The sequence below is a fragment of the Vibrio sp. Vb0349 genome (genome assembly GCF_033338975.1).
In genome coordinates this window covers 34159-59634 of the sequence record NZ_JAWOTS010000004.1, presented here as the reverse complement: position 1 = coordinate 59634, position 25476 = coordinate 34159, and the positions used below count along the sequence as shown (strand labels likewise).

27 protein-coding genes are annotated in these 25476 nt (G+C 43.6%); 12 read left to right on the top strand and 15 right to left on the bottom strand.

All coding sequences use genetic code 11. From position 1 onward, the window contains the following. Positions 1 to 35 precede the first annotated feature (35 nt). Positions 36 to 1265 carry a peptidase T gene (gene pepT, locus R7Q47_RS06765; protein ID WP_033906377.1) on the bottom strand — a complete coding sequence of 410 codons (1230 nt, stop codon included), beginning with the start codon at positions 1263 to 1265 and terminating at the stop codon, positions 36 to 38. A gap of 170 nt (positions 1266 to 1435) precedes the next feature. Next, the gene (locus tag R7Q47_RS06760; protein WP_213962674.1) at positions 1436 to 2299 is read right to left on the bottom strand and encodes a DUF6279 family lipoprotein; all 864 of its coding nucleotides are present in this window, start codon (positions 2297 to 2299) and stop codon (positions 1436 to 1438) included. A gap of 261 nt (positions 2300 to 2560) precedes the next feature. On the opposite strand from R7Q47_RS06760, the gene R7Q47_RS06755 reads away from it, so the two are divergent. Next, the gene (locus R7Q47_RS06755) at positions 2561 to 2734 is read left to right on the top strand and encodes a hypothetical protein (protein ID WP_005373524.1); all 174 of its coding nucleotides are present in this window, start codon (positions 2561 to 2563) and stop codon (positions 2732 to 2734) included. A gap of 90 nt (positions 2735 to 2824) precedes the next feature. Here the strand turns inward: R7Q47_RS06755 and R7Q47_RS06750 are convergent, their stop codons facing one another. Both R7Q47_RS06750 and narQ read right to left on the bottom strand, forming a co-directional pair. Further along, the gene (locus R7Q47_RS06750; RefSeq protein ID WP_031777156.1) at positions 2825 to 3439 is read right to left on the bottom strand and encodes a response regulator; all 615 of its coding nucleotides are present in this window, start codon (positions 3437 to 3439) and stop codon (positions 2825 to 2827) included. 4 nt (positions 3440 to 3443) lie between these two features. Next, on the bottom strand, positions 3444 to 5180 hold the full coding sequence (gene narQ / locus R7Q47_RS06745) for a nitrate/nitrite two-component system sensor histidine kinase NarQ (protein ID WP_025767926.1): 1737 nt from the start codon (positions 5178 to 5180) through the stop codon (positions 3444 to 3446). Positions 5181 to 5427: 247 nt separating this feature from the next. Between narQ and napF the strand changes: the two genes are divergently transcribed. From napF to R7Q47_RS06715, 6 genes are all read left to right on the top strand, one after another. Then, positions 5428 to 5913, top strand: a complete 486-nt coding sequence (napF, locus tag R7Q47_RS06740) for a ferredoxin-type protein NapF (protein ID WP_080276949.1) — start codon at positions 5428 to 5430, stop codon at positions 5911 to 5913. 47 nt (positions 5914 to 5960) lie between these two features. Continuing rightward, positions 5961 to 6269 carry a chaperone NapD gene (locus tag R7Q47_RS06735; protein ID WP_005373535.1) on the top strand — a complete coding sequence of 103 codons (309 nt, stop codon included), beginning with the start codon at positions 5961 to 5963 and terminating at the stop codon, positions 6267 to 6269. Next, positions 6266 to 8755, top strand: a complete 2490-nt coding sequence (napA, locus tag R7Q47_RS06730) for a periplasmic nitrate reductase subunit alpha (RefSeq protein ID WP_005389060.1) — start codon at positions 6266 to 6268, stop codon at positions 8753 to 8755. The genes R7Q47_RS06735 and napA overlap by 4 nt, the downstream gene beginning before the upstream one ends. Positions 8756 to 8833: 78 nt before the next feature. Further along, positions 8834 to 9289: a nitrate reductase cytochrome c-type subunit gene (locus R7Q47_RS06725; RefSeq protein ID WP_318088868.1), complete on the top strand. Its 456-nt coding sequence runs from the start codon at positions 8834 to 8836 to the stop codon at positions 9287 to 9289. Positions 9290 to 9317: 28 nt separating this feature from the next. Further along, the gene (locus R7Q47_RS06720; protein ID WP_005373542.1) at positions 9318 to 9896 is read left to right on the top strand and encodes a NapC/NirT family cytochrome c; all 579 of its coding nucleotides are present in this window, start codon (positions 9318 to 9320) and stop codon (positions 9894 to 9896) included. Between the two features lie 11 nt (positions 9897 to 9907). Then, positions 9908 to 10042 carry a TIGR02808 family protein gene (locus tag R7Q47_RS06715; RefSeq protein ID WP_005373546.1) on the top strand — a complete coding sequence of 45 codons (135 nt, stop codon included), beginning with the start codon at positions 9908 to 9910 and terminating at the stop codon, positions 10040 to 10042. A 173-nt stretch (positions 10043 to 10215) separates the two neighbouring features. On the opposite strand, the gene phaC is transcribed toward R7Q47_RS06715, so the two are convergent. From phaC to R7Q47_RS06695, 4 genes are all read right to left on the bottom strand, one after another. Then, positions 10216 to 11991 carry a class I poly(R)-hydroxyalkanoic acid synthase gene (phaC, locus tag R7Q47_RS06710; RefSeq protein ID WP_017819891.1) on the bottom strand — a complete coding sequence of 592 codons (1776 nt, stop codon included), beginning with the start codon at positions 11989 to 11991 and terminating at the stop codon, positions 10216 to 10218. A gap of 66 nt (positions 11992 to 12057) precedes the next feature. Then, positions 12058 to 12405 carry a phasin family protein gene (locus R7Q47_RS06705; RefSeq protein ID WP_005373550.1) on the bottom strand — a complete coding sequence of 116 codons (348 nt, stop codon included), beginning with the start codon at positions 12403 to 12405 and terminating at the stop codon, positions 12058 to 12060. Between the two features lie 44 nt (positions 12406 to 12449). Continuing rightward, positions 12450 to 13658, bottom strand: a complete 1209-nt coding sequence (locus tag R7Q47_RS06700) for an acetyl-CoA C-acetyltransferase (protein ID WP_104976598.1) — start codon at positions 13656 to 13658, stop codon at positions 12450 to 12452. 12 nt (positions 13659 to 13670) lie between these two features. Further along, positions 13671 to 14411, bottom strand: coding sequence for an SDR family oxidoreductase (locus R7Q47_RS06695; RefSeq protein WP_005373555.1), 741 nt, complete (start codon positions 14409 to 14411; stop codon positions 13671 to 13673). 739 nt (positions 14412 to 15150) lie between these two features. Between R7Q47_RS06695 and R7Q47_RS06690 the strand changes: the two genes are divergently transcribed. Further along, on the top strand, positions 15151 to 15771 hold the full coding sequence (locus tag R7Q47_RS06690; protein WP_021035942.1) for a LysE family translocator: 621 nt from the start codon (positions 15151 to 15153) through the stop codon (positions 15769 to 15771). Between the two features lie 15 nt (positions 15772 to 15786). Next, positions 15787 to 16053 carry a hypothetical protein gene (locus R7Q47_RS06685; protein ID WP_318088757.1) on the top strand — a complete coding sequence of 89 codons (267 nt, stop codon included), beginning with the start codon at positions 15787 to 15789 and terminating at the stop codon, positions 16051 to 16053. Positions 16054 to 16111: 58 nt separating this feature from the next. On the opposite strand, the gene secF is transcribed toward R7Q47_RS06685, so the two are convergent. From secF to R7Q47_RS06665, 4 genes are all read right to left on the bottom strand, one after another. After that, positions 16112 to 17014, bottom strand: coding sequence for a protein translocase subunit SecF (secF, locus tag R7Q47_RS06680; protein WP_005373567.1), 903 nt, complete (start codon positions 17012 to 17014; stop codon positions 16112 to 16114). A 2-nt stretch (positions 17015 to 17016) separates the two neighbouring features. Then, positions 17017 to 18855: a protein translocase subunit SecD gene (gene secD / locus R7Q47_RS06675; protein WP_025605816.1), complete on the bottom strand. Its 1839-nt coding sequence runs from the start codon at positions 18853 to 18855 to the stop codon at positions 17017 to 17019. A gap of 164 nt (positions 18856 to 19019) precedes the next feature. Then, entirely contained in the window at positions 19020 to 19499 is a 480-nt protein-coding gene (locus R7Q47_RS06670; RefSeq protein ID WP_005373572.1) for a hypothetical protein, read from the bottom strand. A 168-nt stretch (positions 19500 to 19667) separates the two neighbouring features. Next, positions 19668 to 20336 (bottom strand): SH3 domain-containing protein, encoded by a 669-nt coding sequence (locus tag R7Q47_RS06665; protein ID WP_005385650.1) that lies wholly within the window; start codon positions 20334 to 20336, stop codon positions 19668 to 19670. A gap of 103 nt (positions 20337 to 20439) precedes the next feature. On the opposite strand from R7Q47_RS06665, the gene R7Q47_RS06660 reads away from it, so the two are divergent. Beyond that, positions 20440 to 20988 carry a hypothetical protein gene (locus tag R7Q47_RS06660; RefSeq protein ID WP_017635183.1) on the top strand — a complete coding sequence of 183 codons (549 nt, stop codon included), beginning with the start codon at positions 20440 to 20442 and terminating at the stop codon, positions 20986 to 20988. A 526-nt stretch (positions 20989 to 21514) separates the two neighbouring features. Here R7Q47_RS06660 and R7Q47_RS06650 read toward each other — a convergent pair. Then, entirely contained in the window at positions 21515 to 22138 is a 624-nt protein-coding gene (locus R7Q47_RS06650) for a class I SAM-dependent methyltransferase (protein ID WP_318088752.1), read from the bottom strand. A 5-nt stretch (positions 22139 to 22143) separates the two neighbouring features. Next, a complete protein-coding gene (locus tag R7Q47_RS06645) occupies positions 22144 to 22599 on the bottom strand; it encodes an Lrp/AsnC family transcriptional regulator (RefSeq protein ID WP_005373581.1) in 456 nt (151 codons plus the stop codon). A 148-nt stretch (positions 22600 to 22747) separates the two neighbouring features. On the opposite strand from R7Q47_RS06645, the gene R7Q47_RS06640 reads away from it, so the two are divergent. Beyond that, positions 22748 to 23674 (top strand): DMT family transporter, encoded by a 927-nt coding sequence (locus R7Q47_RS06640; protein WP_017635181.1) that lies wholly within the window; start codon positions 22748 to 22750, stop codon positions 23672 to 23674. Positions 23675 to 23769: 95 nt separating this feature from the next. Next, positions 23770 to 24432, top strand: coding sequence for a flagellar brake protein (locus tag R7Q47_RS06635; RefSeq protein ID WP_064369362.1), 663 nt, complete (start codon positions 23770 to 23772; stop codon positions 24430 to 24432). 2 nt (positions 24433 to 24434) lie between these two features. On the opposite strand, the gene R7Q47_RS06630 is transcribed toward R7Q47_RS06635, so the two are convergent. Beyond that, positions 24435 to 25472, bottom strand: coding sequence for a DUF2955 domain-containing protein (locus tag R7Q47_RS06630; RefSeq protein WP_065275183.1), 1038 nt, complete (start codon positions 25470 to 25472; stop codon positions 24435 to 24437). Positions 25473 to 25476: the final 4 nt, after the last annotated feature.

Below are 25476 nucleotides of genomic sequence, written 5' to 3'. Positions count from 1 at the left end.
GTTATTAAATCTGCAAGAGGTCTCGACGTAGTCTTTTAACTGTGTTTTTTCGCTGTAAGCTCAGCAATTTTGACGATAACGAGTACTGATTTTTCCATCATTTCAACAGAAATAAACTCATGAATTCCGTGGAAGTTAAAACCGCCGGTGAAGATATTCGGGCACGGCAAACCCATAAAAGATAAACGAGCACCATCTGTACCACCACGAATAGGTTTTATAATCGGTTCCACATCACACGCTTCCATCGCTTGCTTTGCCAGCTCAATGATATGAGGGTAAGGCTCAACCATTTCTCTCATATTGTAATAGCTGTCTTTTATTTTTAGCTCTACAGAACCATGGCGTAAACCCGTGTTCATTTCATCGACGAGTTTCTGCATAAAGGCTTTTCGATCCTCAAGTCTTTGACGGTCAAAGTCTCTAATAATGTAACCTAGCTCGCTTCGTGCAACGCCCATTTCTGCCGATTTTAGATGGAAGAACCCTTCGTAACCTTCGGTTGTTTCCGGAGTTTGATCTTGGGGCATTTGAACTTGAAATTTCGCAGCCAAGTTCATCGCATTGACCATTTTGCCTTTTGCAGTACCTGGATGAACGCTAACACCATGAAAAATTACATCAGCGTTTGCTGCATTAAAGTTTTCGTATTCCAACTCACCTTGCGGGCCACCATCTATAGTGTATGCCCATTTCGCGCCAAATTTTTTAACATTAAACAAATCTGCACCACGACCGATTTCTTCATCCGGAGTAAAACCGATACAAATGTCGCCGTGTGGAATGTCTGGGTTTTCCAGTAGCAGAGCTACCGCGGAAAGAATCTCTGCGATACCGGCTTTGTTATCCGCGCCAAGTAATGTAGTGCCATCGGTAGTAATAAGATTGTGGCCATGTAGGTGATGTAAATCGGGGTATTGCACGGGAGATAACACTTCATCCCCCAACCCTAATGCAATATCGCCACCTTGGTAATCTTCGATGAATTGCGGCTTTACGTTTTTGCCAGATGCATCCGGCGCGGTATCCATATGGGCAATGAAGCCGATAGGAGGAACCTCATAGTCAATATTGGCTGGCAGTTTAGCCATCAAATAGCCATTTTTATCCAAAGTCACGTCACTTAAACCAAGCTCGATCATCTCTTTTTTAAGTAACTCAGCAAACACAAGCTGACCAGGTGAACTTGGGCAAAGCGTCACATGTGGATTGGATTGGGTATCAAACGTGACGTATCGAAGAAATCTTTCAACTAAATGTTTCATATTTATTCTCATTGTTTTGTACGATGAGGCCTTATCACACATTGATAAGCTGACGTTGCCTCATCAAACCTCACGCTATGTTACGCTCTTAGTTCAATAAGAATTTGCTTTGAATCATTTTTTGATAAGAAAGGCTTTTGCGCTTTGCTTCCGCTCATTGAAGCATGAATTTAATCTAAAAGTTCCTCTGCCAGTACTCGCCACTCTTTAACCTTTTCACGAAAATGACGCCATTGCTTATCGGTCATCGAACGAGAAACATCTAATGTCAGTTGATCAACCAATGCAAAGTTAGAGTCAATATTCAGAGAAAGCTGCTCACTATAATAACTCTCTGGCTCGAACAAGAGTCGCATAAATATATCTTGATAAGTCACAACATTAGATTTGTTGTCGAACAAGTATTCGAGCTCTTGATATACCGTGGCTCGATAATCTCTCCATAAAGGGCTGTTTAAAATAACTTGCTGAGAAAATGTTTGAGCTAATTGACGCTGATTTCCTGATAGATTCCCTAGCCATTCTTCCATCCACTCTTCAGTGTTATCCAGAATAATTTCACGCACTTCGTCTTCTGTCTTATCGGCATATTTTGCGTTTCGCTCTTGATAGTGTTCTTGTACATTACTCAAAAACTCGCGTTCTTGCTCTTTCGTTAATTGCAAACTTAACGCAAAAAGATCTGGTGCTGCTTTGCTGACCACTCTATCGTAATGCGATCGCATTCTATCTCGATTTTTTTGTAAGTAATTTAAGGTGATATCGCTCGCTTTTAATCTCTCAAGGTCTTTTAAATGTTCGATATATAATGGTAACTCCTCTTTCTTGTGCCAGTCTGCCAACAGTAATAAGCGCTCTTCCACTAGGACTTCTTGTTCCCCTTGCAACGAGATATAGTCCTCTAAGTAATCGAGCACGAACCAATCGATATTGCTGTATAAAAACTTTTTCGCACAACCGGCAAGCAGAAATACGAAACAAAATAGAAGGCCATAACGAAGCGCCTTATTAGATACACCCTTTAATTTAGTCACTTATTCGTATTCCCTTTTCTGTTGATTAAGTTCTATACTCAACCTGTATCACTTAGTATTGCGGCAAACTTACACCAGTGTGACAAATATTGATTGCCACCTTAATAATATATAGAGTTTGAAATTAACTTTTTGATCACAGCTATCCGCAAAAAAGTGAGTTAGAGCGCAATTATCGGCTAAAAAACGTACCGAACGACGCTCCCTATAACGGCATATAATTTGCATGGATGTTTTTTGGATGGTTTATGGAGGCGAAGTATGGCAGCCGCTGAGCAACTTGATACCAGTGTAGAATATGAGATTCGATACTTTGAACAGGGGAAAATGCACTGCATGAGAGTCATTGCTGAAAGCAAAAAAGTGGCTTATCAGTACTATTTGGAGTGTGGTAAGCACAACAGTGACTTGTACTCTATTCGCCCAGACAAGTAAAAAAACCGCCTAAAAGGCGGTTTTTTTATTCGTCAGAATCAATATAACTGGTTGATTTTATTTATTATTACAGATTCAAATCCAACAATGTTATTTGATGTCGCCAAAGCGCTCAAGATAAAGGACGGTTGCTGCAGTACGAGAAGGAACTTGTAGCTTTTTAAGTAAACTCTTCATATGTACTTTAACCGTAGACTCAGAGATAAAAAGACGATCGGCAATTTGCTTGTTGCGGAAACCTCTTGCCACCTCTCTTAAGATCTGCGATTCACGATCGGTCAGTGTATCAAACACGTCCTCTTGCTCTGAACGTTCACTCAAATACTTAGAAACTTCTTGGCTGTATGCCTTGTCCCCTTGATGCGCTTGTTTTAGCAACTCAACCAACTCATCAGGCTCAGTGTCTTTCAATAAATAGCCATCGGCACCACTTCGAACTATTGCTTCTATATCTGCTGGGCTATCCGAAACGGTTAGAATGACAATTCTGGCTTCACAGCCATCTGCACGCAGTGCTTGCAAAGTATCAAGGCCAGACATGCCTTTCATATTAAGATCAAGAAGTACAAGATCCAGTTCCAGCTCATGCGCTTTCGCTACTGCATCCGCGCCATTACTTGCTTCTGCAATGACCTCAAACTCAGGCTCAAAGCTTAAAAGCTGGTGGATACCTCTTCGCATGAGTGGATGATCATCCACCAGCATTACTTTACACACTGTCACTGTTTACTTCCTTACTATGTTGGAATTCTAATTTTACGGTACAACCTTTGTTTATCGATGCTTCGATGTGAAGATCGGCATGCAGTCTAGCGGCCCGCTCTTGCATGATACTCATACCGTAATGATTTAATTTTTCGTCTTGATGTTCAAAGCCTATTCCATCGTCGCTAACGGTTACTGTGACTTTTCCATCATTATCGAGACATTGAATGTGAATATTATCTGCTTGCGCATGTTTGATAGCATTAATTGCCGCTTCTCTTATCAACTGTAGTAAATGAACCTGCTGATGTGCATCCAGTTCAGTTGATGAAAGTCTATTTTTTAGCGTAATGTCCGCAGCAGTTTGTTCACTGAGCGTTTCAACCATGTCTTGCAATGCTTGGCCAAAACTGCCCTCTTTAATCGTAAGACGAAACGTCGTCAGTAGCTCGCGTAACTGCGTATAAGCCGCAGATAAGCCCGTATCTAGCTCAGCAATAACTTGATTAGCCTGCGCGATCGCCTTTTCGTCAGGCAAGTTCTTTACGCTTCTCTTTAACAAAGCGACCTGAATTTTTAAGTAAGAGAGTGCTTGAGCCAATGAATCATGCAACTCCCGAGCAATAGTGGCTCGCTCTTCCATCAGCAGAATTTGTTCTGCTTGGCGCTGCGCCCGATTGTAATACACGGCGCGTGATAAAATCTGCACGAAGTTGTCAATAAGAGCCTCGTTCGGACAAGGTAACCCTGCTTTCCAATATAAATAACCCAAGTGCTCACCATCTAGCATCAGGGCTTTACCGTGGCAATCTTCATCACAATCTTGGCAGCATTCTTCTCCTTCCATCAATATCCAGCTCGGTTCTCCCAGCTGCTCGATTTCAAGTTTGACCGCTTTAATGCCCTCAAGACTGACGATATGCTGCAAAATCGCCTGGAAATTGTCTTGATTAATACGCGACGCCGTGAGTTCTTTTGACGAGTCATACAGCACCTCTAAAGACTGGTTGGCATGCTGCAATTTACGTGTTTTCTCATCAACCGCTTGTTCTAATCCTCGGTACAACTTACCAAGGTCTGTCGCCATCCGATTAAAGGTTCGAGTCAGTATTCCCATTTCATTATCGCTGGATACATTGAGCGATATATTAAATGAGCGATTTTTAATTTGCTCGCTAGCAAAAACTAAGGCACGCAGAGGCCGAACAACTTCGAGGCGCACAAAATGAACGACAAACATACTGACACAAAGAATGCCACCCAACCCTAACCCGCCGATCCAGGCTAAGTTAATCAGTTTTTGCTCCGAAAAGCTCTGCAGCTTAAATACAAACTCATCGATTTGTTCAACAAAACCGGCCACTAGGAGTTGATATTCTGCCGGGTTGTCTCCTCTAAGCACCGCCTTAAGTTCATGCCATCTGATAATAAGACGGTAGTAATCGTGAGTGATGTCTTCTGGCACAGACCAATGCTGAAGCGCTTTCATTGAAGGTGAATATATCGAATGTTCAAATGCGTCAATATGTGAAGAATAGTCAACAGATTTAACCTGAATATCATTCGCCAGACGGTAGCTTTGCATTCGCATCGAGCCAGCAACATTGACGGCTTCAGCATCGTTCAAACTGGACGCTAACGTAAAAATTGCAAAACCAGTCGTAGCGACTGAGAGCAGCAAAATAAGAAGCATCGCGGACGCAATCGTGCGCGTCACCGACTTTTTCACATTTTTAAACAATCTGAGTTCCTCGCCCATTAACAATCCTATTTGTACGTACAATGAACCCATTACCTTTCAACTTTATCAATATGTGATCACCTGCGACGGAATTTATTGATCCAAAACAATATTGCATACCATTTACCCCCTAAGAGGTATTTATACAAATATGTCAAAAACTACAATTTCGTTAGTTTAAATGACAGTTTATTAATGAAAATTGTGGACTATGCTTAGTTTGGGTTCCAAGTTTCGAGGTGACTAAGTGGTAGACCTTTCCAGAAGAAGACTCTTTGCAAGAAAAGCGCACCCCGACAACGCCGTACGTTTGCCTTGGTTAACTAAACCGCAACAGTTTACGGACGATTGCACTCGCTGCGGTAAATGCATTGAGGCCTGTGAAACAAAGATTATAACCAAAAGTGATGGCGGATTCCCCTCGGTCGACTTTTCCATCGATGAATGCACATTTTGCTATCAATGTGCAAACGCCTGTCCTGAGCCCCTTTTCTTGCCAGAAACAGAACAACCTTGGCAAGCAAAAGCAAGTATCAACGATAACTGCTTAGCAAAACAAAATGTCGAATGCCGAAGCTGTGGGGATATGTGCGACCCGATGGCAATTCAGTTCAAATTAGAACTGGGGAAAGTAGCACAACCCAATTTAGACCTTGATGAGTGTAACGGCTGCGGCGCCTGTGTTTCAGTGTGCCCGACTTCATCCATCAATGTGAGCAATATAACAGCCTAAGCCGAATGTCGTTGGCCAAAGGCAATAAAAATAAATGAGAGAGCTATATGTCACTAAATGAAGTGCATATTTCAAGTTTGGTAGTACATGTGCTGCCGGAACATTTGGACGAAATCAAACAAAAGATAGAAGCACACGAAAATGCGGAAATCTATGGTGACAGTCCTGAAGGCAAGATTATCGTCGTACTTGAAACTGAGAACCAAGGTTTCATCACAGACACTATCGATGCCATTAACAATTTACCGAACGTCTTAAGCACGGTATTGGTTTATCACCAAATCGAAACTGGGCTTGAAGAAACGGATGAAGAAGACACTGGAACACAACATTCCCAAATCGAGGGTGAAGTATGAAAATGACAAGACGTGCGTTTGTGAAAGCAAACGCGGCTGCATCAGCTGCTGCTGTCGCAGGTGTGACACTACCAGCATCTGCAGCCAACCTGATTGCAAGCTCTGATCAAACCAAAATCACATGGGACAAAGCACCTTGTCGTTTCTGTGGTACAGGCTGTTCTGTTCTTGTTGGCACTCAAAACGGCAAAGTGGTAGCAACACAGGGTGACCCAGAAGCACCAGTAAACAAAGGTCTGAACTGCATCAAAGGTTACTTCCTTTCTAAGATCATGTACGGTCAAGACCGTCTAACTCAACCGATGCTACGAATGAAAGATGGCAAATTCCACAAAGATGGTGAATTTACACCTATCTCTTGGGATGACGCTTTCGACATCATGGCTGAGAAATGGAAAGCTTCCCTCGAGAAAAAAGGCCCAACAAGCGTAGGTATGTTTGGCTCAGGCCAATGGACAGTAATGGAAGGCTACGCTGCATCAAAGTTAATGAAAGCAGGCTTCCGATCAAACAACATTGATCCAAACGCTCGCCACTGTATGGCTTCTGCCGTTGTAGGTTTCATGCGCGCATTCGGTATCGATGAGCCAATGGGTTGTTACGATGACTTTGAGAACGCAGACGCTTTCGTTCTTTGGGGCTCAAACATGGCAGAGATGCACCCGGTTCTATGGACTCGCATTACTGACCGCCGCCTAAGCCACCCTCACGTTAAAGTGAACGTGCTTTCTACTTACTACCATCGTTCATTTGAGTTGGCAGACCACGGCTACATTTTCAATCCTCAGTCTGACCTTGCAATTGCTAACTTCATCGCAAACTACATCATCGAAAACGATGCAGTAAACTGGGACTTCGTGAACAAACACACGAACTTCACTCAAGCAGACACTGACATCGGCTACGGTCTACGTGACGATGATCCGCTACAAAAAGCAGCGAAGAACCCGAACTCTGGCAAACTCACTTCTATCTCATTCGAAGAGTACAAGAAATCAGTAGCGCCATACACAGTAGAGAAAGCATCTGAAATCTCTGGTGTTGAGAAAGAGAAGCTTATCGAGCTTGCGAAGCAATACGCGGATCCAAACACGAAAGTGATGTCTCTATGGACAATGGGCATGAACCAGCATACTCGTGGTGTATGGATGAATAACTTGGTTTACAACATCCACCTACTAACCGGTAAGATCTCGACTCCGGGGAACAGTCCATTCTCACTAACGGGCCAACCATCAGCATGTGGTACCGCTCGTGAGGTTGGTACGTTTGCTCACCGCCTACCAGCGGACATGGTGGTTGCTAACCCTAAACACCGTAAGATTGCAGAAGACATCTGGAAACTGCCAGAAGGTACGATTCCACCAAAACCTGGCTTCCACGCCGTATTGCAAGACCGTATGCTGAATGACGGCGTTCTGAACTGTTACTGGGTTCAATGTAACAACAACATGCAAGCCGGTCCAAACATCAACACAGAACGTCTTCCAGGTTACCGCAACCCAGAAAACTTCATCGTTGTGTCTGACCCATACCCGACAGCAACAGCACAAGCAGCAGACCTTATTCTTCCTACCGCAATGTGGATTGAAAAAGAAGGTGCTTACGGTAACGCAGAGCGTCGTACTCAAGCTTGGTACCAACAAGTGGGCACGGTCGGTCAAGCAAAATCGGACCTTTGGCAACTAATGGAGTTCTCGAAACGCTTCAAAATGGAAGAAGTGTGGCCTGAAGAGCTTTTAGCGAAAGCGCCTCAATACCGTGGTAAAACAATGTACGACGTACTTTACCGCAATGGTAACGTCGACAAATTCCCTATCGAAGAAGCTCGTGAACTGAATGACGATGCTCACCACTTCGGTTTCTATGTCCAAAAAGGTCTGTTTGAGGAATACGCAACATTTGGCCGTGGTCACGGGCATGATTTGGCTCCATACGACCGCTACCACCAAGTGCGTGGTCTACGTTGGCCTGTTGTTGATGGTAAGGAAACACAGTGGCGCTTTAAAGAAGGTTCAGACCCATACGCGAAAGAAGGTTCTGGTTGGGACTTCTACGGCAATGCCGATGGCAAAGCGAAGATCATTTCCGCGCCATACGAAGCGCCACCAGAAGTACCGAACGATGAATTTGATATGTGGTTATGTACTGGTCGTGTTCTTGAGCATTGGCACACAGGCACCATGACTCGTCGTGTACCTGAATTATACAAAGCAGTACCAGACGCAGTGTGTTACATGCACCCAGAAGACGCAAAAGCACGCAATGTTCGTCGTGGTGAAGAAGTACTCATGGCAAACAAACGCGGTGAAGTGCGCGTTCGTGTTGAAACTCGCGGTCGTAACCGTCCGCCAAAAGGTTTGGTATTCGTACCGTTCTTTGATGCACGTATTTTGATTAACAAGCTTATCCTAGATGCGACTGATCCACTGTCTAAACAGACAGACTTTAAGAAGTGCCCAGTCAAAATCACTAAGATTGCTTAACCTTCAGATACTGAATGCTACGGCCGTCATTATGGCGGCCTAATAAAGAATTTAAGCCATAAAGGCGGAGATGAAATGATGAAAAAATTACTTGTCGCAGTTTTATCTGTAGGTGCGTTAGTGACAGGCATTGCGCAAGCTGAGTTGGATAACCCAGGTGGTATTGGTGGTCTAGAATCTTTACGTGGAATGTCTCAATTGGAAGATACGCGTCCAGCAGACGAGTTCAAAGACTTCCCTAAAGATCAAATTGTTGAAGACAGCTATGTTTATCAACCACCGTTGATCCCACACAGCATTCCTCACTACGAAATTTCGTTAAATGCTAACAAGTGTCTTGCATGCCATAGCTGGAAAAATGCAAAAGAGTCAGGTGCGACTAAAATTAGCGTAACGCACTATGTAAACAGAGAAGATGCGGTACTGGCAGATATGTCTCCTCGTCGTTACTTCTGTTTGCAATGTCACGTTCCACAAACGGATGCAAAACCACTAGTGGAAAACGAGTTTAAGGCAGTCGATTCGCTTCAGTAATTGAAACGCGAGTACTAAGAGGTTACTTATGAAAATACTTAAAGCGTTTTGGAAGAGACTGTCGAGCCCGAGTAAAGCTGCCGCTGGTGTGGTTTTATTTCTAGGCTTCGCTGGTGGCCTTCTATTTTGGGGCGCATTCAACACAGGTATGGAAGCAACCAACACAGAAGAATTCTGTTCTGGCTGTCACGCGCCGATCGTTGCTGAAATTCAAGAAACAATTCACTACTCCAACCGTTCTGGTGTTCGTGCGATTTGTTCAGACTGTCACGTTCCTCATGAATGGACGGATAAGATCGTTCGTAAAGTACAGGCATCTAAAGAGCTATTTGCACACTTCGTAACGAAGACGATCGATACGCCAGAGAAGTTCCAAGAGCGTCGTGGACACCTCGCAGAACGAGAGTGGGCACGTATGAAGAAGAATGACTCTCTTGAATGTCGTAACTGTCATGAGTTTGATTTCATGGATTACTCTCAGCAAGGATCACGTGCGGCAGAACAGCACTCCACCGCTCTCGCTTCAGGCGAGAAAACATGTGTAGACTGTCACAAAGGTATTGCGCACAAACTACCAGACATGAGCGGCGTTGAAGGCTGGCACTAAGGAGACTTACCATGAGTACATTAGAATCTGTAATTTGGCATATCCTTGGCTACAGTGCTATGCCAGTGATTATTCTTTCCGGCTTTGTGGCGGTAGCAGCAATCTCTCTCTGGCTGCTGTCATTTGGTAAGGATAAAGAGGTGTAACGTAACGCATCTCTACTCGTCAACTAGCCTATTTGTTGACACTGAGCGCCGAGCAAATGCTCGGCGCTTTTTATTTATTGCTCAATGGTACTGCCAACAATAAATAAACAAGCAATCATACATAAAAAAAGCGACCATAAAGGCCGCTAAGATTTACTGCTATAGGGAGTCGTTTAAGATTCTTTTACTGGCAGAACCTGTTTGACGTATTGTCCTGGCGCTTCATCAATAACCGGATGGTTTTCTGAGCCAATAGGGAAAGGCTCAACTTGCTCTTTAGGGTTGAATTGGAGTAACCACTCGTTCCAGTGTGTCCACCACGATCCCTCTTTGTGTTCCGCGTTATTCAACCACTCATCAGCAGAGTCATCCAAATTATCGTTCAACCAATAACCATACTTATTTTTAGCTGGCGGGTTCACGATGCCCGCAATATGACCAGACTCACCGAGGACAAATGTTTTGTTACCACCCGTGTTCAGCGCACCACGGTAAGTTCCCTGCCATAACGCAATATGGTCTTCTTTCGTTGACACAAAATAGCTAGGAATTTTGATCTTATTTAGATCAATCCATACTCCACCAATTTTGACGCCTTTATCTTGCACCAGCTTGTTCTCTAAATAGAGCTCGCGAAGCAAGAAATTGTGAGATGCAGCGCTGACGTTGGTGCTATCGCTATTCCAGTACAACAAGTCGAAATCAACCGGACTGTTACCCTTCAAGTAATTGTCGACGTAGTAGTTCCAGTACAAGCTGTTTTCACGCAGTAAACTAAACGTCACGCTTAAGGAACGGCCGTCCATATACCCTTTTGCGTTATTTTGCGCTTCAATTGCACTAACAATGGTGTCATTGATATACGCGCCGACTTCACCTGGTTGAGAGAAGTCGAGCAACGTGGTGAAGAAAGTGGCAGACTTAATGCGCTTCTTCATACGTTTTGCAGCGTAGTAGGCAACCGTGCTTGCTAAAACAGTACCACCGATACAATAACCAGCAGCATTGATTTGCTCTTGTCCTGTTATATCTTCAATTGCAGCGACAGCTTTCACTACGCCTTCTGTCACGTAGTCACCAAACTCTATGTGCGCTTGTGCCTTGCCTGGATTGCGCCAAGACATCATAAATACACTATGCCCCTGCTCTAACAACCATCGAACCATTGAGTTCTTTGCTGTTAAATCAAGGATGTAGTATTTATTGATGAAAGGTGGGACGATGAGCAGCGGCGTCGCATTCACTTTCTCTGTTAGAGGTCGATATTGAATCAACTCAAACAATTCGTTTTGAAAAACCACATTGCCCTGTGTCGTCGCAACGTCATCTCCCACGCGGAATGCATTGTTATTCGTCATACGAATTTTTAAAATGTCTGCGCTCGACTCAACGTCTTCTTTCAACTGCTCTAAGCCTGCCAGTAAGTTTTGACCGTTTTGCTCAAGTGTCAGCTTCAAAAGCTCTGGGTTAGTGGCGATGAAGTTGGAAGGAGAAAGGGCGTTAATGGCTTGGCGAGAGAAAAAAATAATACGTTCTTTCGTCTTTTCATCTAAGCCTTCCAAAGACTCGATGGTGTCCAGATAGGTCTTACTAAATAAAAGGTAGGATTGTTTGATGAAGCTATACATGGCTTCATTTTGCCACGCTTCGTTTGAGAAACGCTTATCCCCTTTTTCAGCTTCGACGATTTGTGCTTGGTTCCCTGCCAATGCAACATTCTGCCAAATTTGCAGCTGCTGTTCCCACCACTGTGCTTGCAGCTTTAAAATCGCAGCAGGCTGATTCGCAGCTTGTTCGAACAGTTTGGCAGTATCCTCAAAGTTCACTTCTTGCATGGCCTTGTTTAAAGGAGAGTTCACGACTGCCTTGTTCACTTCGAAATCATGCCACCACTGATGATTGGTTTCCTGAAGCTTCACAAGATAGTCCGAAAAGAAGTGTTGAAACATAGTCTTACTCCTATATTCGGAAAAAACAACGCCGCCCAAATCTAGGGGCGGCGAGAATCGGACAAATTACGCTGGAGTAACAGTCTTTAGATTTTCCGAAGTCATTTTCTCAACGTCTTCTTTGAACTCTTTTGCAATCGCTTGAAGCTTGTTGCTGTCATCCATCATTTGTTGAGAAAGTTTAGTAAGTACGCTTAGTTGCTGACTGTTGAAAGCAGTCAATGACGTTACGTCTTTGATTTCTGTCGCTGCTTTCATCTGGTTTAGACCCACTTCACTGTATGTGCGAATGGCGTTCAATTGAAGCTCGGTCAACACTTCTACGTTTTTTGTCACTAGCTTGTTGAACTTCAAGTAAGGTTCTAGATTTTTTTCAGTTTGATCGCTAAATGTTTTGAAGAAATCTGTGTACATGGTTTGTCTCCTAGAGAAAGAATTAAAAATGTCCGTTTAAATAATTACTTAACTGTCTTTACAACCACAGCCGTGCCCATGCCGCCGCCCACACAAAGTGAAGCAACGCCATATTGACCATTTTGCTTATGAAGCTCGTGAACCAGCGTGACTAAGATTCGGTTTCCAGATGCACCAAGCGGGTGTCCTAGCGCGATAGCACCACCGTTAAAGTTCGCTTTATCTTGAATCGCGTTAACTGGAACTTGGTTTGTTTCCGCCAACTGATGAATCACGCCAAGTGCTTGCGCTGCAAATGCTTCGTTTAACTCGTAAACGTCGATATCATTTACTGTGAGTTCTGCTTTTTCGAGTGCTTTATTGACCGACTCAACAGGACCTAGGCCCATGATCTTCGGATCAAGACCCGATTGCGCATAGCTTACGATCTCAGCAAGCGGCGTTAATCCATGCGCTTTAACTGCGCTTTCAGACCCCACGATAATCGCACTCGCTCCATCGTTAATGCCTGATGCATTACCCGCAGTCACAGTGCCTTCGCGGTCAAAAGCAGGACGTAGCTTGCTTAAGGCTTCCATTGTCGCGTTCGCTTTTGGGTATTCATCCGTATCAAACATCACGGTTTCACGGCGTTGCTTTACTTCCACTGGCACAATTTCGTCTTGAAATTTGCCAGCTTCGATAGCGGCTACCGCTTTCTGTTGGCTAGACAGCGCGTATTCGTCTTGCTGCTGGCGAGTTAAGCCGATTTGTTTTGCTACGTTTTCTGCCGTCACACCCATGTGATATTGGTTGTAAACATCGGTTAAACCGTCCGCTACGAGCAGATCTTTTAGCTCCAGATTGCCCATTTTGTTGCCATCACGAATGCTGCTTGGTGCAGCAAACGGAATCTGAGACATGACTTCAACACCCGCTGCTACAACGATCTCAGCATCGCCACTACGGATATGGGACACGGCATCCATGACCGTTTTCATGCCACTACCGCAAACCATGTTTACGCCATATGCAGGAACAGATTCAGGAATCCCAGCAAACAGTGCCGCTTGGCGGCCAACCCCCATTCCTTGACCTGCACCAACAACGTTGCCGACAATCACTTCGTCAACCTTGTCGCCAGGCAACTTTGCCGCTTCCAACGCGCCTTTAATCGCTACTGCTGCCAGATCGCCAGCAGAAGTATTTTTCAGGCTGCCACCAAAAGCACCAATTGGAGTACGCTTCGCTGCTACGATAAATACTTTTTCCATCATCTTCTCTCCTTAGTGCATGTATAAGCCGCCGTTCACCGACAAAGTCTCTCCGGTGATGTAGGCGCCCGCATCGCTGACCAAGAAGCTCACTGATGCTGCAATTTCTTCTGGTGTCGCAAGACGTTTCATTGGAATTTGGTTCGTGATGGATTCCAGCACTTCTGGCTTCATTTGCTCAACCATTGGCGTACCCGTGTAACCCGGAGCGATAACATTAACTGTCACACCCGAGCGAGCACCTTCGTATGCTAAGGCTTTAGAGAAACCGATCATCCCAGCTTTCGCCGCCGAGTAGTTTGCTTGACCAAACTGCCCTTTAAGACCATTGACTGAAGAGATATTGATGACACGACCACCGCCTTTTTCGCACATTGCAGCAAAGAGGGGTTGCGTAACGTTGAATAAACTATTGAGGTTGGTATTGATGACATCATTCCAAGCTTGCGCAGTCATCTTTTTAAACACGCCATCACGTGTGATTCCTGCGTTGTTGACAACAACATCAATGGTTCCTTCCTCCCCAAGCAATTGCGCCAATTTCTCTGCACACTCTGTCGTGTTTGTTACATCCAACTCAAAAAGGCGAACCTGATCTTTGGTAAACCCTTTGCTGTTGAACCACTCCAGCGCACATTCGTAGTTACCTGTGAAATAAGTAGCGATTACACGGTAACCGTCATTGACTAATTGAGAGGAAATAGCAGAACCAATTCCGCCTTTTGATCCAGTGATCAAAGCGACTTTCTTCATTGAAGACTCCATTCTTAACGGCATTTAAAAAGCAAACTTAATACACTGATGAAATAGTTCACCAACTGACGTGTTTATTTATTCTTTTGACAACCAATCCCGTGCTGCCTTTATTTTAAGTTAACCTAGAAATATTACATTTCAAATGAAAAACTCACCCAATTGCATAAGATTGATTTAGATCTCATTACCCGTGAAATGTTATAAAATGGTTAATTTTACATAAGTCATTGTTTTAAATCACACTTCCACAAAAGCCACACCAACAGAAATAGAAACATAATTATTAAATATCATGCACTTACATACAGAATGGTAGACGTTACATTATGTCATGATTTAAGATCTGAATCTTAAGCCTATATGATTACAACAAACTTGAGATTAGAATAATAATTCAATTATCAGTAAAAATAATTATCAAACATATCATTTAATTACTGCATTTAATGATAATTTAGTTATCAATTTGATTATTTTAATACAGTGATGATTAATACCGATAAAATATAATAAATTAAATATATTTAATCTAAAAATGATATAAGAGCTTGTCTCATAGTGGTGCAATACGCACTATTATGACGCATAGATTAAAATATAATTTCATTTTAAATTTATATATTCGAAGAACATCAACTAGCTACTAGTGAAAGTAATCATTCGCTTTGTAGTAGCATCCTTTTCCACTTTGCACTATCTTTGTGGCTTCTCTTTAATCACTAAATCATCAACAGATATGAATCTTGCATTGCTCAGTATGTTCATCCCTACTTTCTTTTTTGTCTCAATCACGCCTGGTATGTGCATGACTCTCGCCCTAACGTTAGGTATGAGTATCGGTTATCGTCGCACGTTATGGATGATGATAGGAGAACTTCTCGGTGTTGCGCTGGTGTCAGTCTCTGCGGTGTTAGGTATCGCTGCGATTATGCTCAATTATCCTTGGATGTTTATCGCGTTAAAGTTCATTGGTGGCGGTTATTTACTCTATCTTGGTGTTGAAATGTGGCGATCGCGAGGGAAACTTGCGATTAATGTCGACAACTTAGAAACACCAAAGAGTGACAATATCGCACTGATCATGCAAGGCTTCGTTACCGCAATCGCAAACCCAAAAGGCTGGGCATTTATGATTTCTCTTTTACCGCCTTTTATAGACCAAAACGCAGCGCTTGCACCGCAACTGATCATACTTGTCTCCATTATTTTACTGTTTGAGTTCATTTGCATGTCTCTGTACGCTACTGGTGGTAAAGGGTTGAAACACGTATTAGGTCAGTCTAAGAATGTACGTCTAATGAACCGTATCGCAGGCACTTTAATGATGGGAGTTGGTGTCTGGTTGCTACTAAGCTAAGGCAAACTGGAAACAATGAAAAATATTCTGAATAAAATCGCTAAAGTCATGGGTGAAGTATTGGACTTTCAAGCCCGAGTTTGGGTTGTGAACCTCTATACCGGTGAGCATAAAGGCGAGTCTTATGTCGTTAATGAAGATGCTTTCTCTGTACCTCTTCAGTGGATGAAGAAGAAAGGCTACCAAGAGCCAATGTTGAATAAAGTCGAAGCAATGAAGCGCTCACAAGTCTTAGAGTTCGATTTGGGACTTGTGAAACATCGCTTGATGCGCGTGAAATAAGCACAAAAAAGCGCCACTCAAGATGAGTGGCGCAAGCACTTTTACCTTAAAAATAATGCTACGGCGCAGCGTCGATCTCAACTGGAAGATAATGTTTCGGCTCCAGTTTCAACCACTCAGGCAGCACAGTACCAATCGAAATCGAAGACCATGTACCCGACAGAACGCCAATAAACATGGCGGTTGAGAAACCAGCCAAAGGCGCTCCTCCCATAATCCATAATGCACCAACAGTGATCAATGTCGTACCAGATGTCACCATAGTGCGTGAAAACGTCGCGATAACAGCTTGGTCATTGATGTCTTCTGTTTTCCAACTCTGCTTCGCAATCAACAGCTCACGGATTCGGTCTGCAATGATGATCGAGTCATTCAATGAGTAACCTAAAATCGCCAGCACAGCAGCAAAAACGGTTAAGTTGAACTCCATTTGAGTAATTGCAAAGAAGCCAAGCACTAAGATCACATCATGGGCCAAAGCAAACAGTGAACCACTCGCTAAACGCCACTCAAAACGGAAACACAAGTAACCGAGAATACTCAACACACAAATCAACAATGCTAAGCCACCTTGCTCAAACAAGTCTTGGCCAACTTGAGCGCCAACTATACTGTTGCTGACAACATCAACTTGGTGAGAGATTGGCTTCAACACCTCTTCTACACTTGGCAACGTTTGCCCATCTTCCGGCGCAGAGTAACGAATCACCCAACGGCCATCTTCACCAGAGCGTGTCACTGACGCAGATTCACCAAGCTTTGGTTGCAGAACGTCAAGCAGATCATGGTTAGTTAGCTGCTTATCTACCTTTACTTCTGTCACCATACCGCCAGTGAAATCCAAACCTAGGTTCAACCCTTTAAAGCCTAGAGCGACGATGGCGATCACCGTTAAAATGATGGAAACTAGCGTAGTAAAGTAGCGAATTTTACGAATATTTTGTTTTAGCATTTCGACCATGATTAAACCCTCACATCACGACGGGCATCGCGGCCCCAAATTAAATTGATCATTGCTCGAGAGGCAAATACGCCTGTAAACATACTGGTTAACAAACCTAATCCGAGTGTTAAGGCAAAGCCTTGGATTGGGCCATTACCGATGGCGTACAAAATCACGGCGGTGATCATGGTAGTAATGTTGGCATCAAGGATGGTCGAGAATGCGCTGTCAAAGCCAAGATCAATCGCTTGAGCGAAGCTGCGGCCTTCACGCATTTTGTCCTTAATACGTTCGAAAATAATAACGTTGGTGTCCACTGCCATACCGACGGTTAACACTAAACCGGCAATACCCGGAAGCGTTAGAACCGCTCCTGGTAACAAGGCGATTAAGCCAAGCAAACAAAGCATGTTGGCACAAAGCGCCACGTTTGCTACCCAACCTAAGCGGCGGTACCAAAGTGCCATAAAGGTCAGTGTTAAACCCATACCTAAAGCCAGTGCTGCAAAACCGTTTTCAATGTTTTCTGCACCCAGAGAAGCACCGATTGTTCGCTCTTCCACAATAGTAACCGGCGCAGTTAGTGAACCCGCTCGAAGTAATAGCGCTAACTGCTGCGCATCGTCCATGCTACCTGCCCCAGTAATACGGAACTGGCTACCAAGTTGAGATTGAATAGTTGCGACGCTGATAACGCGCTCACTACGCTCAGTTACACCGCGATCGTTTGTTTTGTACTCTCGGTAAACGGTCGCCATTGGCTTGCCGATGTGAGTTGCTGAGAAGTCACTCATTTTCTTACCACCAGCGTGGTCAAGAGAAATATTTACCTCTGACATGCCCATTTTGTCGACACCAGCACGAGCGTTCACGATGTGCTCGCCCGTTAGAACTGGTCGTTTTGCCAAAATCACAGTACGACCGTCATTATCTTGAAGAACAAGATCTTGGCTGCTGTGTGCTTGGCTCGCATCTTTCACTTCATAAAACGCCAAGCTTGCTGTTGCACCAATAACGTTTTTCGCTTGAGCAGGATCTTGTACACCAGGGAGCTCAATTCGAATGCTCTCTTTACCTTGGCGTTGCACTAGTGCCTCTGTGATACCAAGTTCTTCAATACGACCACGCATGATCTTCAGGTTTTGTTGAAGAGTCGACGATTGAAATTCTTGGATATTTTGTTCACTCGGTTCAAGCACAAAGCCACGAGATGAACTTTTTGAAATCCAGCCCGGGTAGTTTTGACGCAAGAACTTGTTTACTTCCGACAATGCTTGCTCGCTGTCACTGTTTACCGTAATTCGGTTGCCGCTTTCTGCTCGAACTTGCACACCACGAACACGTTGATCACGCAGATTCGCTTTGATTTCATCAATCAACGCATCACGTTGCTCTTCAAACGCTTTATTCACATCAACATTCAACAAGAACTGAACGCCACCACGAAGATCAAGACCGAGTTTAATTGGGCTAAAGCCCATCTCATCCAACCATTCTGGCGCAACCGATACGTATGAGAAAGTGATGCTGTCGTCTTTATTTAGCTCTTTGTTTAACAACGCACGAGCTTTACTTTGCGCATCTTCACCATCGAATACAATGGTTGTTTTGCCGTCTTTTTCGATGATTTTGTCGGCTGAAATATGGTTGGTTTTTAGCAGTTGATTCAGATGAACAACCGACATTTCACTGTTGTTTTGATCCGCAAACGTCAACTGGATAGAAGGCTGTTCGCCAAACCAAGTTGGTATAGCACTTAGGGTTAAAATAATGACCGTCGTGATTAATACGACATATTTCCAAGCTGAGTAGTGATTCATCAGCTTTCTGTTCTTTTGCTGCTTTGGTGTTTTTTTCATGTAAACATCATCCCTTCACAATGAAGTGAAGCTTTTAATAACAAGGCTTAACACACGACAGATGCTCCCAGAATAAATTCAGGGTATGAAATGCTCAGAACGCTCACGTCCTGTCGAATACAATCGTCGTGTTAAGAGTGCACAATGGTGCAAATAAATGGTGTTTAGGCAGAAAACTGACTATTGAGTGCGACGTACATGGCATTGGTCTCTTTCCAACCAGAAATGCGATGATCGCTTGTGAAATGATAAAATGTGGACTGGTTGTGACGCCAGTTAATGTCCATCAAGCTGTATGCGTAACCCGCATCAGCGTAAAACGGAGTAGTGAGATCGCCGACAAAATCTACGTGCTCGTCATCAAGCCCTTCCCGTAAGTAAGACGTCCAGCGCTGAGAGTTAAACAAAGCAACGGAATCGAGACTTGCATGGCCTTCAGATACTGGAGATTGAGAGCTTTCTTCTGAAACTTCAGAAAAATCGACGGAAGAGTTTGGCGATACACTTACGGCTACAAAAGGTTGTAGCTTAGAAAAGTGCGGTACGTGAGCCTTGTGGTCGATTTGCGCAGCAGATACATGCACTGGTAGCAATACCATTGCAAATAGCAGCAAAATCAACTTTCTAAGGTAAATCCAAGGCATAGGAACTCACTAAAAACACAAAGAGCCAAGTTAGGTCACTTGACTCGTTGATAGTATTCCTATTGATTATGGTTCACAACTAAAAAGTTATAAATCTCTGATTTCAGGTTTGCATCGTTATTGCATTTATCAAAACGTCTTTAGAAAACTAGTGTAATTGGTGGTGAGTTATCGATAAAAAATATCGCCCTTATCAACATCTAAGTAGATCTTGTTCTCTTGCTCCAAACCGCCACAATAGATGAAGTAAACGTTGCGCTTTTTGAACGTCACAGAACGAACCCAGCCTCCGAGCTCCTCAAAATCACTCGGATCACAGGTTTCATCGTCTAACAATTGCTGTGTTTTCTTACGGAAAATATCCAAGTGAACTTTTAAATCATCCGACTTCTGTAGGTATTCATCCAATATCTCTAAGCGCTCTTGCTCTTTAATAACTGGCTCTGCATCCGATAACCCTTCAGCATTCAACCATTCGGCTTTTTCTTCTCCACCCTCTTCATAGACAAGATAGCCGGAGATTCGGTACCACCCATCTACTTTTTCTAACACCGATACTTTTTCTCCCTTATAGAGCGTATCGACAACTAAAGCATTAGGGTTAGGCTTGTTGTAAACATTGACACGACGCTCAATAACGTAGTACTCGGTAACTTCCGGGGGAACGGCTTCTAAATCCAGAATCGGTTTGGATGTTTCTTTTTGCAGTGACGATTGCTCGACTTGTGTAGCCTTTGGTGCTTCAGGTTCATCTTTCTGCATAAAGAAGAAATAGTATCCAGCCCCCGCTCCGCCGAGCAACAGCATGACAATCAATGCGACGAGAATTTTCTTCATGCCCTTTTCCTTTTCATTCTTTATTCTTATCCCACCAGCAGCACGCATGTCGTAGAAATTTGGGTATATACTCAAAAGAGCAAGTCAACTAACGCGAGCAATAATGATCAACAGACTCAATTGGATACTACTATTTCTTCTGTTCCCGATAACGGGGCACGCCAATATTCAATGTAACCCATCGTCGTGGAATGACAATCTTACCCAATTCAATCGTTTAGAGTCCAATTACAATCAGCATGTTGAGGTATTCAATACACTTTTGACCGAACATAAACAGCGTCAGTTATTGTCCGAAACCTTTTCACTGCATGAGCTCGTGCTACTTTGGCGTGCCAAGTCGAACCAAAATGTGTTCAAAGCGCAATTAAAAGCATCGATTCAATACAAAGAAGAGCTCACAACTAAAGCGAATCAGCTGCTTAAATTGAGCACACAATCCCAATGGTCAGCAAATGGGTGGGAGATACTGGCCCAGAAGTGCCGCGAGTCAAACAAAACAGCCAATCAAATAACTGCGGAATGGTATAACACCAACGCTTTGGAACTTGCTGAAGATTACAAGCGCCTCTCTTCACAATATCAAACTCTGTCACAAGTCTATGATAAAGAAGCCCGAGCGCTTCAATACGCTCAAGATGTTTCGAAGTAAAAACAGAGCCAGTTTTGAATAGACGATGTTGGTTTTTCACTCCAATATTGGACGTTATTCGTGCTTTTTATCTTTCCTTAGTCGTGAACGATATCAAATGTAAATAATGGGATTGTTCCCTTTGACAAACTTGACTAAACCATGACCAAGACAATCAATTTATAGAGACATACGTCACATTAATGCTTTACTTATGGACATTTTTTGGTTAGTTTAGCCATTAATAAAATTTAATAAAAAGTCACATTTGGCTGGAGATGATGCTACAAACATGGTTATCAATCGATTAAGTAACAGGGAATGTCCTAATGCTACCAAAGCCAAGTTTTTGTCAGTAGTTAGGCACGTAAAAGAGTTCGGTTCAATCAGTGATTTGGATCTTTGTAAAATCTTCGGAGAAACAATATGGAGTGATGGGAGGGAATACCATTCAGCCGCGTTCTCATTCAAGGTTGATAGATACACAGGTAACTGTGAAATCTCACAATACAAAAACCAATAAGGCTTAAGAATTTATTAAGCGGAGTCAGGAAACGGACTCCGCTTTTTTGATCATGGCAATCGTAAAGTCGTGCTCGGAGTATCCCTCAATCAATCGTGTATTCGGACACAGCAACCGACAATAGCGAAAGACACCTTCTTTATTGTGCGACGCTAACATTTTCAGGCTGGGTAGTTTGGATTCATCCAACAAGTTAAACACACAACCTTTCTCTGTCGCTCGGTACATTTTATCAATCATTTCAATGGTATGATTTGGGTTGGTGGATTGATAGTTCAATGATCCGGAAGCAAAAACAAAATCGCAACGAGGCAATACCAACGTTGAAAAGTCGCCACATATAAACTTACTTTGCGTACGAAAATCTCGTTTTCTGGCTTCAGAGATAAATTGTTTTTGCTGATCAATGCCAATATAGCTTTGAGGATGCAACCCCGTAAGTTCGATAAACGCTAACAAGTCTCCGTAGCCGCACCCAATATCTAAAATACTTGAACCGTCTAACGTTAACCCTCGGCACAACGCCTCAAAACGGCTGTTCTGACTATACTTATCTGCCCATCCCAAAGTTCGGGCTCTGTCTTTACCAAACTGTCTATATCGCTTTCGATGATAGTGGGCAATCTTAAGTCTATCGAAAAATTTCATCTTTCTTATGCATAAATCGGCAAACTGCCATTTCCTTTCACTTGTCTAATCGCCAGGTGGGTATGAATATCTTTCACATTTTCTAATCGCTGTAACTTTCTAGTAAATGTTTCATAACCAGCGAGATCTTTACTGACCACCTCTAACAGGTAATCATAGGCCCCTGATACGACATGGCATGAGATCACTTCATCCATCTCAACAACGGCATGTTCAAACTCATCAATCGAAGAAGCTTGGTGGTTATTTAAACTCACTTCAACAAATACAGTCATCGCGATGCCTACAGTGTCTCTGGACACAATAGCTCGATAACCACTTATTACACCTTCCTGCTCCAAACGCTTAATGCGTCTTGCACAAGGTGATGCCGATAGCCCTACTTGGTCAGCAAGTTCTGCCGTTGTCAGAGTGGCATCCTTCTGCATTAGGTTGATAAGTTGCCTGTCAATTTTATCCATTTATTCTTCCATGCCTTTAATCACCAACAATTAACACTTATACGCAATTTATCACCAACATCAAGCCTAATTACGTCAAACTTTGCCTCCCTTTTGCAAGAGTTTTATTCAACAATTAACACATCATTTACAAATGGACATGTCGATAATGATCTTGGGATACGCAGCTATATTAACGACCTTACTGCTTTGGTCTGGTTTCTTTATTTCTTTAAAAGGGGGCGCAATTTCTGCCTTGCAGCCAGCCGATATCGCGTTAGTTCGCTTTCTAATCCCAAGTATAATTTTATTACCATTTGTGATTAAGCATAAACAGTCGCTGCGCGTAGTGCCTAAACGCTACCTGGTTGGTGTTGTGGTTGGAAGCGGCCTTCCCTATCTTCTGGTCGTCGGAACGGCTATGCATTTCGCTCCCGTGGCGCACGGCAGTGCATTAGTACCTGGCACTTTGCCATTGTTTGTTTCTGCTATCGCGGTACTTTGTTATCAACAGTCGCTGAGTGCTCACCGCTTAATCGGGCTTTCTACGGTGCTGTTAGGGATTTTCGTATTCCTTCTTTCTAATAGCGGCGCAGAGTACAACTGGTCTCAGTTGCAAGGGCATATCCTGTTTCTAACTGGCAGCATCATGTGGGCTGCTTTCACCATCAGTGCTCGTGTCGCCAATCTTAATGCACACGTCTGTGCAGGATTCGTTGCAATCGCGTCTTTGGCTCTGCTCATCATCGCCGTTGGTTTCGGGTGGGTAGACAGTTATTTGGTGGTAACACCGTTCAGCCAGTGGCCATGGGAGGAGTTATTTGGCCACGCGATGCTACAAGGTGTTGGCGCAGGTTTAATCGCTTCTTTCACTTTCATTTATGCAATTAGGATCATCGGTGCCGAAGCCAGCGCTGCTTTTGGTTCATTAACTCCAGTCGTCGCGACACTTCTTGCCGTTCCAATTTTTGGTGAACAACCAGATTCTCTCACTTGGTTAGCGCTGATGTTGGTCACATGCGGCAGTATTGTGGCAAGCCAAATCTTTATGAAAGGTGGAATGAGCCAAACTTATCGCCCACCACTTCACAGATAGCGATGATTTTACAAAAACTTATGCCTTACTATCTTGAATAACAAAATGGCGTTTTGATAGCCTCAGCTTAACTAAAAAATTAAAACGCCAATGTGATGCCAGCCACTCATACTAAAGATGAACTGCATAGGTTTCTCAAACCGGGAATGAAACTTTCTACTAATTTCGAATTTGGGCCTAAGGATCAATATACGTATTCCACCACCTATCTTGGGATGAAAGAAAATGCTTATTTGATTCTTGATATACCAATGCGTTTGCTTGAAGAGCAAGTGATGAGAAAACTCCCCAACGCCGATGTCATCGTGCGTGGTGTATCAGATACGGAGTTAGGCCATGTCATTGCGTTTAAGTCCAGCGTGCTGACGACGACCGTTCGACCATCCCCCCTTTTGTTTATCCGCATTCCAGGAACATTTGCAACCAAACCAGTTCGGGAACATGAGCGTTACAAGTTGCAAATGGACTGTAACGTTATTCATGCAGGGAATGTCTACGACGGCAGCCTTATCGATTTCTCTCTAGCAGGTGTTGGTATATCAACCTTGATTGAGCCCGAATTCAACGTGGGTGAGAGTGTTACCATCGAATGCCCGTTAAGCCACTATATCGGAGAAGAAAATCGATGTGTCATTGCCAACATTAAGAAATTGGTGAAGGGATGGGTAGTTGGAATTAAGTTTGCCAGTCCCATTGCGATGACTCACGAACTAAAAACAGAGTTACTGGAGCAATCCTTTCTAACCAGTAACGTCTGAACTTACTGCTCGCTAAAGCGCGTCGCCTCAAAGCTGTTGAGTATTCTGTGAACCGTATAGGTCACAAGCAGCGTCGCAACAATAGCAAACAAAATACTGCTCACGCGATACAGCGCACTGAACATTAAGTCACCATCCGGAGTAAGATATTGGCCGAACAAAATGCCTAATGTGGTTAAACCGCCAAATCCGGCTCCCGAACCGCTAGACTCTTTCACGTGCATATAACTGAACATCATCGCACCAATCCAAAGCAATGGGACGATAAACAATAAGGTATCCGACCAATCGTATAATACAAGTTGTCCGACAACACCAAAGGTCACCCCCATCAAGGTCCCCATTGCTCTTTTTCGCGCATACCCTAAAGCACCGTTCCAATGCATAGGAAACAATAAAAGTAAGGTTGTCGCCTGAGCAGACATAGAGTCACTGAGGTCAAATAGCTGGAATACAAGGAAAGACATTGTAGCGATACTCGCCCCCATAAGGGCTTCATGACGCATTCGATGACTCTGTTTAGGCTGCGACGGTTTCGCTGGTGGCTGACGAGGTTCCGCATCGGGAATCAAAAATGTCACCACATAAGCAACGATCACTGAAATAACATTCGCTTGCAGGTTGCTAAATATTAGGTCATTTAAGTCAGTGGTTGGATAACTCGCAAAATGCAGCATGATGCTTAAGCTCAGTACGCTGTTCGCTCCAAATAAGAACAAGCTCCCTTTTGACATACAGGCGAATTTATATAGGAACAACCCGAATGCAATGATTGTCATCATGCCTGGGTGCCCACCAAACAACCCACCAAGCACACCAACTTCTAATCCACACACAACCGCTGAAAAAATCAGTTGTCGTGCGGCATGTAGACTCATGACTGGCACCATTCCAAGTAACAGCATCGGGGTTACAGTAAAGAATACGCCATAGTTCCAACCAAATACTTTACATAAAGTGAAACCAATAGTCGCACCAGTTGCAATGCGCAAACACTGACGGAAGTCGTTTTCCGACATGGGGTGGTCCCATAACTTCATATCG